This window comes from Oryzihumus leptocrescens, from assembly GCF_006716205.1.
Taxonomy (GTDB): domain Bacteria; phylum Actinomycetota; class Actinomycetes; order Actinomycetales; family Dermatophilaceae; genus Oryzihumus; species Oryzihumus leptocrescens.
Map to the genome: position 1 here is coordinate 2376678 of NZ_VFOQ01000001.1, position 13721 is coordinate 2390398.

Consider the following 13721-nt stretch of genomic DNA (forward strand, 5'->3'; position numbering starts at 1 on the left):
CCTTCACGGGTCCGACTGCTACTTCAGGAAGTCCGGCACGTCGAGGTCGTCGCTGTCGTCGAAGGTGACGGTGCGCGGCGGCCGGGCCGGCTGCTCCTGCTCGGTGCGCACGGGCTCGGGGCGCTCCACGCGCGGCTCGACCCGCTCGGGCTGGACCGGGGCCGGCTGCGGCACGGCCGTCGGCTCCGGACGCGGCGTCTGCGGCACCGGGGGCTGGACCGGCTGCTGCTGCACGGGGGGCTGGGCCGGGCGCGGCGCGACGGGCGGGGACTGGCGCTGGGTGGAGCCGGCGATCTGGCCGAGCGCGCGGTCGTCGGTGCGGCGGATCGGGCCACCGCCGTCGAAGCCCGCGGCGATGACCGTGACCCGCACCTCGTCACCGAGGGCGTCGTCGATGACGGCACCGAAGATGATGTTGGCCTCGGGGTGCGCGGCCTCCTGCACCAGGCGGGCGGCCTCGTTGATCTCGAAGAGGCCGAGGTCGGAGCCGCCCTGGATGGACAGCAGCACGCCGTGGGCGCCGTCGATGCTGGCCTCGAGCAGCGGCGAGGAGATCGCCAGCTCGGCGGCCTGGACCGCGCGGTCGTCGCCCCGGGCCGAGCCGATGCCCATGAGCGCCGAGCCGGCGCCCTGCATGACCGACTTGACGTCGGCGAAGTCGAGGTTGATCAGACCCGGGGTGGTGATCAGGTCGGTGATGCCCTGGACACCGGAGAGCAGGACCTGGTCGGCGCTGCGGAAGGCGTCGAGCATGCTCACCGCGCGGTCGCTGATCGAGAGCAGCCGGTCGTTGGGGATGACGATGAGGGTGTCGACCTCCTCGCGCAGGCTCGCGATGCCGGACTCGGCCTGGTTGGCGCGGCGACGGCCCTCGAAGGTGAACGGACGGGTGACCACGCCGATCGTCAGCGCGCCAAGGCCCTTGGCGATCTTGGCGACCACGGGGGCGCCACCGGTGCCGGTGCCGCCGCCCTCACCCGCCGTCACGAAGACCATGTCGGCCCCCTTGAGGACCTCCTCGATCTCCTCGGCGTGGTCCTCGGCAGCCTTGCGGCCGACCTCCGGGTCCGCGCCGGCGCCCAGACCTCGGGTCAGCTCCCGGCCCACGTCGAGCTTGACGTCGGCATCACTCATCAGCAGGGCCTGCGCGTCGGTGTTGATCGCGATGAACTCGACGCCCTTGAGGCCGACCTCGATCATCCGGTTGATCGCGTTGACACCGCCCCCGCCGATGCCGACGACCTTGATAACGGCCAAGTAGTTCTGCGGTGCTGCCACGTCGGTGGGCCTCTCCTGAGCGAGTACTGCTGGGTGCTGTGGGTTGCTGCTGGCGGCCACGTTGGCATCCCCCGGAAACCCCGAACTAACGTTCAACGTCCACTTGAGGGTGATAGTTATGTCAACCCTGCCGTGGGCTGACGCTATTGCCTGCTCGCGCCGATGCCAACCCTAACGGCGGCGTGTCGCCCAGCGTGGCCCGGTTGGCCCAAATCGCCCTAGCGGATCACCGGCGTGCCGGGCGTACTGACGTCGATGAGCGAGGCCTTCTGGCGCAACAGGACCGAGAGGACCTTGACCTTCAGCTCAGGGTCAGAGGCCCCGCCCCAGACCACCGTCCGGGCACCGAGCGTGAGGCTGACCGAGCTGGCCCCGGTGACGCGCACGTCGGTGACCTGACGACGCTGCGCCGGGGTCAGGGCCTGCAGCACGGAGATCCCGGCACGCAACGCCTCCCGGCTCGGCGGCGTCACGTCGGTGCGGATCTGCGGGACGCCCCTGGGCGCGGCCGGCACGGTGGCGTAGGCGATGCCCTCGGCATCCACAACCTGTACCTGACCTTGAGGGTTCTTCACGGCGAGGACGGGCACCCGGGGCGAGGCCGTGATGACGACCGTCGAGGGCCAGGAGCGGCTCACGGTGACCTCGGCCAGGGTCGCCGAGGCGATCACCCGGCGGGCGATGGCCCGGGTGTCCACGCGAGCCAGCGGCTGGCCGATCGGCACCTGCGCCCGGGCGGTGATGTCCGCCACGGCGGCGGCGGGGACACCCTGGACGCGGACCGTGCGGGCGGCGAGGACCGGGCTGAACCACACCAGCCAGGCCAGGCCGGCCAGCAGGGCCACGATCCCCAGGCTCCACGCGGCGAGCAGCCACGGGCGCCGGCGGACGCCCGCCGCGCGGGCCGCGAACCGCGCCCGCGAGGAGGCGACCCCGGTGCTGCGGCCACCCCCGCCGGGCCGGCCACGGGTGACCCACTGGGCGCGGCGGCCCCCCACGGTGGAGCTGCCGCGCCGCGCGTTCACGCGCCGGCCGCCGGCACCTGCGGGCGCTCGCCGAGCAGCCGCAGGACCTCCGGCCCCACCATCGTCACGTCACCGGCCCCCACGGTCAGCACCAGGTCGCCGGGTCGCACCAGCTCGGCGACGGCCGGCGCGACCGCCGACCAGGACGGCACGAACCGGGCGTCGGCACCGGTGACCTGGTCGGCCACCAGGGCGCCGGACACCCCGGGCACCGGGTCCTCACGGGCCGCGTAGACGTCCATCACGAGCACCACGTCGGCCGGGCCCAGCGCGTCGGCCAGCTGCTGCGCGAAGTCCCGGGTGCGGGAGTACAGGTGCGGCTGGAAGACCACGACCAGCCGGCCGGGTGCGGCCAGGCCTCGGGCGGTCTCGACCACGGCCGCCACCTTGCCGGGGTTGTGGGCGTAGTCGTCGACGACCCGCACTCCCCCGGCCTCCCCCTTGGGCTCGAAGCGGCGCCGGGTGCCGGTGAAGCCGGCCAGGCCCTCCAGCACCAGGTCGGGGTCCTGGCCCAGGCCCTCGGTGGCCGCTAGCCAGGCAGCGGCGGCGTTGAGCAGGTTGTGCCGGCCGGGGATGCCGATCTGCAGGGTGCGGGCGGTGTCCTCGCCGCGCAGCTGCAGCCGGGCGCTGGAGGCCATGCCCTCACCGGCGAGGTCCGACAGGCGCAGGTCGGCATCGTCGGCGACCCCGTAGGTCAGCACCCGCACGCCGCCGGTCCGCGCGGCGTCGGCCAGCTTGCGCGCGCCCTCGTCGTCGGCGCACGTGACCAGCAGGCCACCGGGCTCGATGCTGGCGGCGAACCGCGCATACGCCTCCTGCACCGCCTCGAAGGTGCCGTAGAAGTCGAGGTGGTCGGGCTGGACGTTGGTGACGACGGCGACCTCGGGGCGGTAGACGAGGAAGGAGCCGTCGCTCTCGTCGGCCTCGGCCACGAACACGTCACCGGTGCCGTGGTGGGCGTTGGTGCCGTGCTTGGCGAGCTCGCCGCCGACCGCGAACGACGGGTCGACCCCGCAGTGCTGCAGCGCGACGGTGAGCATCGAGGTGGTGGTGGTCTTGCCGTTGGCCCCCGCCACCGCGACCCGACGGCGGCCCTGCATCACCGAGGCCAGCGCCTGGGACCGGTGCAGCACCCGCAGCCCGCCCTCGCGGGCGGCCTTCAGCTCGGGGTTGTCCTCGCGGATGGCCGAGGAGATGACCACGGTGTCGACGCCCTCGAGGTGGGCGGCGTCGTGGCCGACGTGGACGTCGGCCCCCTCGGTCGCCAGCGCCGTCAGCACCAGGGACTCGCGCGCGTCGGAGCCACTGACCGTGACCCCCTGGGCCAGCATGACCCGGGCCACGCCGGACATGCCCGCCCCGCCGATGGCGATGAAGTGGACCCGGCCGAGTTCTGCCGCGGCCGGCACGGGGTCAGTGAAGTCGAAGCGGCTGTTCCTCACTGGCCGGGGCCTTCCACCGCGGCCACGACCATGTCGGCCAGGCGCTCGTCGGCGTCCCGCTCCCCCACGGTGGCCGCGGCGGTGGCCATCGCGGCGAGCCGGTCGGCGTCGGTGACCAGCGGGATCAGGTCGGAGTCGATCCACTCGGGGCTGACCGACGCGTCGTCGACGAGCATTCCTCCGCCGGCGGCGAGGACGTCGGCGGCGTTGACCCGCTGCTCGCCGTTGCCGATGGGCAGCGGGACGTAGACGGCCGGCAGGCCGACGGCCGTCAGCTCGCACACCATGCCCGCCCCGGCGCGGGTGACGACGAGGTCGGCGGCGGCGTAGGCGAGGTCCATCCGCTCGGCATACGGCAGCACGACGTAGCGCGGGCCCTCGCCCCTGGGCACCGGGTCGAACTCCTTGCCGCGGCCGGTGACGTGCAGCACCTGCACGCCCGCGTCACGCAGCGCCTCGACCCGCTGCTCGAAGGCGCTGTTGAGCCGCTGGGCGCCCAGCGAGCCGCCGGTGACCAGCAGCGTGGGGCGGTGGTCCTCCAGGCCCAGGGTGGCCAGCGCCTCGGCCCGCAGGGCGGTGCGGTCGAGGTGGGTGATCTCGCGGCGCAGCGGCATGCCGATCGCCTTCGCGTGCGGCAGCACGGTGGAGCGGAAGGTCGTCGCGACCCAGGGGGTCATCCGCGCCCCGAGCCGGTTGGCCAGGCCGGGACGGGCGTTCTGCTCGTGGATCACCACCGGGATGCCCCGCTTGCGGGCGGCGAGGTAGGCCGGGGTGGAGACGTAGCCGCCGAAGCCGACGACCACGTCGGCCTCGACGTCGTCGATGGCGCGGCCGGCCAGGGCCACCGCCGCGCGCAGGGCGCCGGGCAGGCGCAGCGCGTCACCGGAGGGCTTGCGGGGGAAGGCCACCTTGGGGATGGTCTTGAGCGGGTATCCGCGGGCCGGCACCAGGGAGGACTCGAGCCCGGTGTCGGTGCCGAGGGCGGTGACCTCCAGGTCGGGGTTGCGGCGGCGCAGGCAGTCCGCGAGGGCGAGCAGGGGTGAGACGTGACCAGCCGTCCCGCCCCCCGCGAGCAGCACGGAGGACAGGGCGTGAGGGTGGTTCATGAACGGGATCTCCGACCGAGGGGGACGACGGCGAGCGAGCGACGCACCACTCCGGGGCGCGCCGCGAGGGCCTCACGGCAACCGGGCTCGTTGCGGGCGAACGAGACCAGCATGCCGAGGGCGAACAGGGTCGTCACCAGGGCGGAGCCGCCGCTGGAGACGAGAGGGAGCGGGACGCCGATGACCGGCAGCAGGCCGATCACGGCGCCGATGTTGATGACGGCCTGGCCGAGGATCCACACCATGACCCCGGCGGTGGCGACGCGGGTGAAGAAGTCGTCGCTGCGCAGCACGAGGCGGTAGCAGGCCACCGCGATGACGGCGAACAGGCCGATGACGACGAGGGTGCCGGGCAGGCCGAGCTCCTCGCCGATGATCGCGAAGATGAAGTCGTTGTGGGCCTCGGGCAGCCACTGCCACTTCTCCCGGCTGGCGCCGAGCCCGACGCCCCACCACCCGCCGTCGGCCAGGGCGTACTGGCCGTGGATGGTCTGCCAGCAGGCGCCGTTGGGGTCGGTGCAGCCCCCACCGATCCACGAGCTGATGCGTCGCATCCGGTTGGCGCTGGTCACGACCATGACCAGGGTCAGCAGGGCGGCACCGCCGCCGGCGAGGGCGAACATGCGCGCCGGCACCCCGGCGGCGAAGAGCATGCCGGCGACGATGGCCAGCAGCACCATGCCGGTGCCGAGGTCGTGCCCGGCGAGGACGAGTCCGATGAGCACGAACGACGCGGGAAACACGAGCGGCACCACGGCGTGCTTGAACTCGCCCAGCCGGCGCCGCTTGGAGCTCAGCACGGTGGCACCGAAGAGGATCAGCGCGATCTTGGCGAACTCCGAGGGCTGCAGCTGCATGCCCCCGATGCGGATCCAGTTGCGGTTGCCCAGCACGGAGACGCCCAGCGGACTGAACACGGTGGCCTGCAGGAGGGTCGCGCCGATGAGCAGGAACGGCGCGGCGCGGCGCCAGCGGCGCACCGGCTGGCGGCTCGCGAGGACCGCGCCGACCACACCGATGACGGCGAAGCGCAGCTGGTTGAGGAAGACCGTGTAGGAGGAGTGCGTCTCCTTGTAGGAGGTGACGCTGGAGGCGGACAGCACCATGACCAGCCCGATGACGACGAGCAGGGCGGTGGCGCCGACCAGCAGGTAGTAGGTGGTGACCGGGGACTCCAGCCGCTCCGCGAGCGAGCCCAGGCGCCCGAGGGACGCCGGTGCCGCGGTCCGCGGGGCCGGGCGCGCCGGGGGCGTCGTCGCGCTCACGGCGCCTCGGGCCCTCCGCCGGCGTGGCGACGCACCGCGTCGGCGAACGCGTCGCCGCGCGCGCCGTAGCTCGTGAACATGTCCAGGGACGCGCCGGCGGGAGCCAGGAGCACCACGTCCCCCGGCTGCGCCAGGGCGACCGCCTGCTGCACCACCGTGTCCATGACGCCAGTGTCCGTGCTCTCGAGGTCGACCACGGGGACGTCGGGCGCGTGTCGCGCCAGGGCGTCAGCGATGCGCGCCCGGTCGGCGCCGATCAGCACCACCCCGCGCAGCCGGTCCTTCGCCGTGGCGACGAGCTCGTCGACGTCGGCCCCCTTGAGCTGCCCGCCGGCGACCCAGACCACGTGCTCGAAGGCCAGCAGCGAGGCGGCGGCGGCATGAGGGTTGGTGGCCTTGGAGTCGTCGACGAAGCGCACCCCGTCGACGATCGCGACGTCGGCGATGCGGTGGGCGTCGGGGCGGAAGGCACGCAGGCCGTCGCGCACGGCGACCGGCCCGACGCCGTAGGCCCGGGCCAGCGTGGCGGCTGCGAGGGCGTTGGCGACGTAGTGCGGCGCGACCGACGGCGCCTCGCCCTGCAGGTCGGCGAGGGTGCACAGCTCCGCGGCGGAGGTCTGGCGCTGCTCGACGAAGGCCCGGTCGGCCAGCACGTCGTCGACCAGGCCCACCATCGACAGCGCCGGGACGCCGAGGGTGAAGCCGACGGCGCGGCAGCCCTCGACCACGTCGGCGTCCATGACCAGCTGCTCGGTCACCGGGTCCTGCACGTTGTAGACGCAGGCGACCTGGGTGTTCTCGTAGATGCGCCCCTTGGCGCGCTGGTACTCCTCCAGCGAGCCGTGCCAGTCGAGGTGGTCGGGGGCGACGTTCAGGCAGGCCGAGGCGACCGCGGAGACCGACCGCGACCAGTGCAGCTGGAAGCTGGACAGCTCGACGGCGATGACGTCGTACGGCTCGGGGTGGAGCACGGCCTCCAGGATCGGCGTGCCGACGTTGCCCGCGCTGGTGGTGCGCAGCCCCGCGGCGGTGAGGATGGAGGCGAGCATGTTGACCGTGGTGGTCTTGCCGTTGGTCCCGGTGACCGTCAGCCACGGCGCCGCGCCGGTCCGGGCGCGCATCCGCCAGGCCAGCTCGACCTCGCCCCACACCGGTATGCCGGCCGCGGCCGCCGCCACGAGCAGCGGGTTGTCCGGGCGCACCCCGGGCGAGGTGACGACGAGCTCGGTGCCCTCCGGCGGGACTGCCACGGTGTCCTCGCCCAGGTGCACCCGGGCGCCGAGGATGTCCAGGATCCGGGCCCGCTCGGTGATGGCCTCGCTGACGTCGGGGCTCGTCGCGTCGACGACCGCGCCGCGCTCCAGCAGGGCGTCCGCGGCGGCGAAGCCGCTGACGCCGAGCCCGACCACGAGGACCCGCAGGCCGGACCAGTCGGCGTCGCGGTGGGTCAGGCCCGGCCGCGGCTCGTAGGTGTCCAGCGGTTCGGTCATGCCGCGCCTGCCACCCACTCGGCGTAGAAGATGCCCAGCCCCAGCGCGACGAACAGGCCCGCGATGATCCAGAAGCGGATCACGATCGTGACCTCGTTCCACCCGACCAGCTCGAAGTGGTGCTGCAGTGGCGCCATCCGGAAGACCCGTTTGCCGGTGAGCTTGAACGAGCCGACCTGGATGATGACGGACAGGGTGATGATGACGAACAGGCCGCCGAGGATGACCACGAGCAGCTCGGTGCGGGTGGTGATCGCCAGGCCGGCCAGCGCGCCACCGAGCGCGAGCGAGCCGGTGTCTCCCATGAAGATCTTGGCGGGCGAGGCGTTCCACCACAGGAAGCCGAAGCAGGCGCCCATGACGCAGGCCGCGACGAGCGCGAGGTCGTGGGCGTCGCGGACCTCGTAGCACTTGGTGCCGGGGTTGGTCTGGCAGTTCTGGTTGAACTGCCAGATGCCGATGAGCACGTAGGCGCCGAAGACCATCACGCTGGTGCCCGTGGCCAGGCCGTCGAGGCCGTCCGTGAGGTTCACGCCGTTGCTGGTGCCCGCGATCATCAGGTTGGCCCAGATGACGAACAGGATCAGCCCGAGCAGCGTGCCGGCGAAGGCGAAGTTGACCGGGGTGTCCCGCACGAACGAGACGAACGGTGCGGCCGGCGTGCGGAAGTGGCTGTTGGGGAACTGCAGCGCGAGCACCGCGAAGACGACCGCGACCAGCGTCTGGCCGGCCAGCTTCTCCCCCGAGCGCAGGCCGAGGCTGCGCTGCTTGGAGATCTTGATGTAGTCGTCGAGGAAGCCCACCAGCCCCAGGCCGCCCATGAGGAAGAGCACGAGCAGCCCGCTCATCGTCAGCGGCGTCAGGGTGAGCAGGTGCGAGACGAAGTACGCCGACAGCGACGCGCCGATGATGACCGCGCCGCCCATCGTGGGCGTGCCGCGCTTGGTGTGGTGGGAGGTCGGCCCGTCGTCACGGATGAACTGCCCGTAGCCCTGCCGGACCAGGAACTTGATGAACATCGGGGTGCCGAGCAGGGCGACCACCAAGGAGATGGCGGCGGCCAGGAGTACGGCCTTCACGATGAAACCTCCGAGTCAGTGCCCCCGACGAGCCGGTCGCCGAGCCACCGTAGCCCAGCCGCGTTGCTGGACTTGAGCAGCACGACGTCGCCGGGCTCCAGCTCGCGCTGCAGCAGGGCGTACGCCGCGTCGGCGTCGGGGACCCAGGTGGACTCCTGGCCCCACGAGCCCTCCTGGCGCGCGCCGCTGTCCATGGCCCGGGCGCCCTCGCCGACGACGACGAGGCGCGAGACGTTGAGCCGCACGGCCAGCCGGCCGACGGCGTCGTGCTCGACGGTGGACTCCTCGCCGAGCTCGAGCATCTCCCCCAGCACCGCCCAGGTCCGCCGGCCCCGGCCCATGGCGACCAGGGCCTTGAGGGCGGCGCGCATCGAGTCGGGGTTGGCGTTGTAGGCATCGTTGACCAGCGTCACGCCGTCGGCGAGCTCGTGGACCTCCATGCGGTGCCGGCTGGCCGGCCGGGCCGCGGTGAGGGCCTCGGCGACGTCCGCGAGCGGCATACCGGTCTCGAGGGCCACTGCGGCGGCGGCGAGGGCGTTGGACACGTGGTGCTCGCCGTACAGGCCGAGCTGGACGGGGACGCGACCCTGCGCGGTGACCAGCGTGAAGGCCGCCCGGCCGGCGTCGTCGAGGACGACGTCCTCGGCGCGCACGTCGGCCGCGGGCGCGGAGCCGAAGCGGACCACGCGGGCGGGTGTCACCTCCGCCATCGCCGCGACCACCGGGTCGTCGGCGTTGAGCACGGCGACCCCGTCGGCCGGCAGCTCGCGCACGAGCTCGGACTTGGCCCGGCCGATGGCCTCGCGCGAGCCGAACTCGCCCACGTGCGCCGTGCCGACGTTGAGCACGACGCCGATGCGCGGCGGGGCGACCTGCGTGAGGTAGGCGATGTGGCCGATCCCGCGCGCGCCCATCTCCAGCACGAGGGTGCGGGTGGTCGGGGTGATCCGGCAGATCGTCAGGGGCACACCGACCTCGCCGTTGAACGAGGCCTCGGTCGCCACCGTCTCGCCGCGCCGGGAGAGCACCGCGGCGATCAGGTCCTTGGTGCTCGTCTTGCCCGACGAGCCGGTGATGCCGATGACGGTCAGCTCGGGGCTGGCGTCGATGAGGTGCCGCGCGAGGGCCGCGAAGCCGTCCTGGATGTCGGGGACGACGACGCAGGGCAGCTCGTCGACCGGACGGGTGGTGAGCGCGGCGACGGCGCCGCGGTCCCGGGCGCCACCGGTGAAGGCGTGCCCGTCGGCGGCCTCGCCGACGCGGGCGACGTAGAGGCTGCCGGTGGCGGCCTCGCGGGAGTCGGTCACCACGGGGCCGTCGACGAGGACGTCCTCGCCGTGGTGGACGCCGCCGGTGACCCGGGCGATGTCGGTGAGCCGGAGCGGGATCACGGGACCACCGTGCCGTGGGGTGCCTGGTCGGTCATCAAGGCTGCGCGCAGCTCCTCGCGGTCGTCGAACGGGTGGACCACCCCGGCCACTTCCTGGCCGGTCTCGTGGCCCTTGCCCACGACGACCACGGTGTCGTCGGGGCTGGTGGCGTGGCTGACCGCGCGGCGGATGGCATCGGCACGGCCGGCCACCTCCACCACGTCGGTGGCGCCGCCGGGACGGGCAGCCCGGTCGCGGGCACCCTCGAGCACCGCGGCGCGGATCGTGGCGGGGTCCTCCGAGCGGGGGTTGTCGTCGGTGACCACGACCACGTCGGCCTGGTCCGCGGCGGCCTCGCCCATCGGTGCCCGCTTGGCACGGTCACGGTCGCCGCCGGCGCCGAGCACGACGACGAGGCGACCGGAGGTGTTGTGGCGCAACGACTTCAGTGCCGCGGCCACGGCGTCGGGGGTGTGGGCGAAGTCCACGACCGCCAGCGGCAGGGTGGTCGGGTCGGCGCTCTCGGGCACGACCCGCTCCATCCGGCCGGGCACGTGCGGGTCGGCGGCCAGGGCCTTCTCCACGGTGCCGGCGTCCAGCCCGCTCGAGAGCAGGACGACCGCGGCGACGGCGGTGTTGACCCGGTTGAAGTCGCCGGGCAGGGCCGAGCGCAGGTGGAGGACGACGTCGGCCGAGCGCAGCGTGAACGCGGCGTCGTCACCCTCGACCGGCTCCAGGGTGAAGTCGGCGCCGGCGGCGGCATCGGAGCCCACGGTGAGCACGGGAACGGTCGCCTCGCGGGCCAGGCGCGCGCCCCAGGCGTCGTCGACGCAGACCACGCCGCGCCGGGACCGCTCGGGGGTGAACAGCGAGGCCTTGGCGAGGAAGTACTCCTCCATCGTGCCGTGGAAGTCGAGGTGGTCCTGCGACAGGTTCGTGAACGCCGCGACGTCGTAGACGACCCCGTCGACCCGGTGCAGGGTCAGCGCGTGGCTGGACACCTCCATCGTGCAGGTGTCGACGCCGCGCTCGACCATCACCGCGAGCAGCGCGTGCAGGTCGCTGGACTCCGGTGTGGTGCGCACCGACTTGACGCGCTCGTCGCCCAGCCGGGTCTCGACGGTGCCGATGAGGCCGGTGGTGCGGCCCAGGGCGCGCAGTGCGGAGTCGAGCAGGTATGCCGTGGTCGTCTTGCCGTTGGTCCCCGTCACTCCCAGCATCGTCAGCGAGCGGCTGGGGTGGCCGTGGACGAGGTCGGCCACGTGCCCCAGCACGGCGCGGGGGTCGGCCGCGACGAGGACCGGCACCCGCCCGGTGACCTCCGAGGCCGCGACCAGCGCCGCGCCGGCCTCGTCGGTCAGGACCGCGCGGGCGCCGAGGTCGACGGCGCCGGCCGCGAAGGCGGCGCCGTGGACGTTGGCACCCGGCAGCGCGGCATACAGGTCACCGGCGCGGACGGCCCGGGAGTCGTGCGTGACCCCGGTGACCTCCACGTCGGCGGCACCGGGCGTCGCCGGCGCACCCGCGCACGCAGCGACCTCGGTCAGGCTCGTTGCGCGGGGGAACTGGGGTCGGGGGGCCACACTCACCACGGGGAGACGTTACTGCCCGTCGGTCCGGAGCTTGATGGTGGGCGGAGTCGTCCCGGTCGGGGCGATCTTGTAGGCCTGCAGCGCGTAGGTCATGACCTGCGAGAACACCGGGCCGGCCACGACACCACCGAAGTAGCCGTTGACCGGGCGCTGCAGCGTCACGGCGACGACGAGCTCGGGCTTGTCCGCCGGGGCGAATCCGATGAACGACGCGGTCTTGCCGCGGTAGCCCCCGACGGCGGGGTCGTAGCGGTCGGCGGTGCCGGTCTTGCCGGCGACGCGGTAGCCCTCGACGCGGGCCTCCGGCGCGGTGCCCTCGCTGCTGACGACGCCCTCGAGCATCTCGCGCACCTGTGTCGCCACCGCCGCGGACACCACCTGCACCGGCTTGGGGGCCGGGGTGGGCGTCATCGTCCCGTCCGGGGCCCGGACGCCCTTGATCAGCGTCGGCGGCATGCGGACCCCGCCGTTGGCGATCGTCTGGAAGACGCCGGCGGCCTGGATGGCGTTGACCGACAGGCCCTGGCCGAACATCACGGTGTAGCGCTGGGAGCCGCTCCAGTCCTTGACGGGCGTCAGCAGGCCGGGGCTCTCACCGGGGAAGCCGATGCCCGACGTCTGGCCGACGCCGAACTTGGTGAAGTAGCTGTGCAGCGTGGCCGCGGGCACCTTCTCGCCGAGCTCGATGGTGCCGATGTTGCTGGACTGGGCCAGGACGCCGGCGGCCGTCAGGTGCTCGATGCCGTGGGCGTGGGAGTCGTGGAACGTCGTGCCGGCGCGGGGCAGGGTGCCGGGCACCGTCACCGGGGTCTCCGGGTTGGCCACGCCCTCCTGGAGGACGGAGGCGAAGGTCATCACCTTGCCGGTCGAGCCGGGCTCGTAGACCTCGTCGAAGGCCCGGTTGTCGAGGTTGCCCTTGGCCTTGGCGATGTCGTTGGGGTCGAACGTCGGGTAGCTGGCGACGGCCAGCAGCTCACCGGTGTGGACGTTCTCGACGATCACGGTGCCCGCCAGCGCCTTGGTCTGCTGCACCTTCTGCGCGATGGCGTTCTGGGCGAACCACTGCAGGTCGCTGTTGATCGTCATCTGCACCGTGTGGCCGGGCACGGCTGGGGTGATCGACTGCTCCCCCGTGGGGATCATCCGGCCGTCGCGGGCACGCTCGTAGGTCTGGGTGCCCGGCTTGCCGCTCAGCTGGCGGTTCATCAGCAGCTCCAGGCCGCCGCCGGCGGTGCCGTCACCCCCGACGAAGCCGACCAGCGACGCGGCCGCGGTCGAGGTCGGGTAGGTGCGCTGGCTGGTGGGCTCGCTGTAGATGCCGGGGATGCCCAGCTCGTTGATCCGGCGCCAGGTCAGCGGGGACAGGCCCTTGGCCACGTAGGTGAAGCGGCGGCTGCCGGTGAGGATCGTCGTGAGCGCCTCGACCGACTTGCCGGTGAGGGGGGCCAGGTCCTGCGCCGCGCCGGCCACGCCGACCTTGGTCAGGTGCCCGTTGACCGTCTTCTGGTACTCCGGGACCGCGGTCTGGTCGGCAGTGACGTTGCGGCGCTCGATGCTGGTGGCCAGCACCACGCCGTTGGTGTCGGTGATGTCGCCGCGCATCGCAGGCACGGTGACGGTGTAGAGCCGGCTGCCCAGCGCCGCCGTGGCCATCTTCTTGGCGTCCAGCGCCTGGATCTTGACCAGCTGGGCGCCGAAGATGCTGAAGACGAAAAGCACCGCGAGCATGACGAAACGCACCCGACGGTGCGGATGCGCGACGCCGAGCCGGACCGGCTTGGCCGGCCGTCGCGGCGGGCGTGGCCCGGAACCACTGGGCGGCCCCTGCCGCGGGCGTCGCGGCACCCCTGCTCCCCCGGCCCCGGACGCGGTGCCCTGGCGCTGCGGGGTGGGCCGCGGCTTGCCCGTCGGCCGGTCGACGCGGTCCGCTGGCGGACGACCCGAGCCACCGGCGGGGGGCCGCGCCGCCCGGTCGGTGCCGGTCCGGGGTGCCCGCGGCGAGCCCGGTGAGCCGGCGCCGCGCGAGGCGCGGGGCGCCCCGGGGCCGCCCCGGGCTGCGGGACCTCCCCGGCCC

At 73.5% G+C, this 13721-nt stretch carries 10 protein-coding genes; all 10 read right to left on the reverse strand.

The genetic code is table 11. From position 1 onward, the window contains the following. Positions 1-18 precede the first annotated feature (18 nt). The 10 genes from ftsZ to FB474_RS11235 all read right to left on the reverse strand — a co-directional run bounded on the left by ftsZ (position 19) and on the right by FB474_RS11235 (position 13375). Positions 19-1278, reverse strand: a complete 1260-nt coding sequence (ftsZ, locus tag FB474_RS11190) for a cell division protein FtsZ (protein ID WP_141788714.1) — start codon at positions 1276-1278, stop codon at positions 19-21. Between the two features lie 218 nt (positions 1279-1496). Beyond that, on the reverse strand, positions 1497-2303 hold the full coding sequence (locus tag FB474_RS11195) for a cell division protein FtsQ/DivIB (protein WP_141788715.1): 807 nt from the start codon (positions 2301-2303) through the stop codon (positions 1497-1499). Continuing rightward, on the reverse strand, positions 2300-3712 hold the full coding sequence (gene murC / locus FB474_RS11200) for a UDP-N-acetylmuramate--L-alanine ligase (protein WP_246092141.1): 1413 nt from the start codon (positions 3710-3712) through the stop codon (positions 2300-2302). Before murC ends, FB474_RS11195 begins: the two co-directional genes overlap by 4 nt. Before the next feature lie 29 nt (positions 3713-3741). Then, the gene (gene murG, locus FB474_RS11205) at positions 3742-4851 is read right to left on the reverse strand and encodes an undecaprenyldiphospho-muramoylpentapeptide beta-N-acetylglucosaminyltransferase (RefSeq protein WP_141788717.1); all 1110 of its coding nucleotides are present in this window, start codon (positions 4849-4851) and stop codon (positions 3742-3744) included. After that, on the reverse strand, positions 4848-6116 hold the full coding sequence (gene ftsW, locus FB474_RS11210) for a putative lipid II flippase FtsW (RefSeq protein ID WP_141788718.1): 1269 nt from the start codon (positions 6114-6116) through the stop codon (positions 4848-4850). The genes murG and ftsW overlap by 4 nt, the downstream gene beginning before the upstream one ends. Then, a complete protein-coding gene (gene murD, locus FB474_RS11215) occupies positions 6113-7606 on the reverse strand; it encodes a UDP-N-acetylmuramoyl-L-alanine--D-glutamate ligase (RefSeq protein ID WP_141788719.1) in 1494 nt (497 codons plus the stop codon). Before murD ends, ftsW begins: the two co-directional genes overlap by 4 nt. Further along, complete coding sequence (mraY, locus tag FB474_RS11220; protein ID WP_141788720.1) at positions 7603-8685, reverse strand: phospho-N-acetylmuramoyl-pentapeptide-transferase; 1083 nt, start codon at positions 8683-8685, stop codon at positions 7603-7605. The genes murD and mraY overlap by 4 nt, the downstream gene beginning before the upstream one ends. Continuing rightward, positions 8682-10076, reverse strand: a complete 1395-nt coding sequence (locus tag FB474_RS11225; protein ID WP_141788721.1) for a UDP-N-acetylmuramoyl-tripeptide--D-alanyl-D-alanine ligase — start codon at positions 10074-10076, stop codon at positions 8682-8684. The genes mraY and FB474_RS11225 overlap by 4 nt, the downstream gene beginning before the upstream one ends. Beyond that, positions 10073-11644 (reverse strand): UDP-N-acetylmuramoyl-L-alanyl-D-glutamate--2,6-diaminopimelate ligase, encoded by a 1572-nt coding sequence (locus FB474_RS11230; RefSeq protein WP_141789948.1) that lies wholly within the window; start codon positions 11642-11644, stop codon positions 10073-10075. Before FB474_RS11230 ends, FB474_RS11225 begins: the two co-directional genes overlap by 4 nt. 12 nt (positions 11645-11656) lie before the next feature. After that, complete coding sequence (locus FB474_RS11235; protein WP_141788722.1) at positions 11657-13375, reverse strand: peptidoglycan D,D-transpeptidase FtsI family protein; 1719 nt, start codon at positions 13373-13375, stop codon at positions 11657-11659. Positions 13376-13721: the final 346 nt, after the last annotated feature.

Bases quoted from the DNA above. Each gene is read 5' to 3' on its own strand.
- murG (WP_141788717.1), bottom strand. From the start codon at position 4,851: ATGAACCACCCTCACGCCCTGTCCTCCGTGCTGCTCGCGGGGGGCGGG.
- murD (WP_141788719.1), bottom strand. From the start codon at position 7,606: ATGACCGAACCGCTGGACACCTACGAGCCGCGGCCGGGCCTGACCCAC.
- FB474_RS11235 (WP_141788722.1), bottom strand. From the start codon at position 13,375: ATGCTCGCGGTGCTTTTCGTCTTCAGCATCTTCGGCGCCCAGCTGGTC.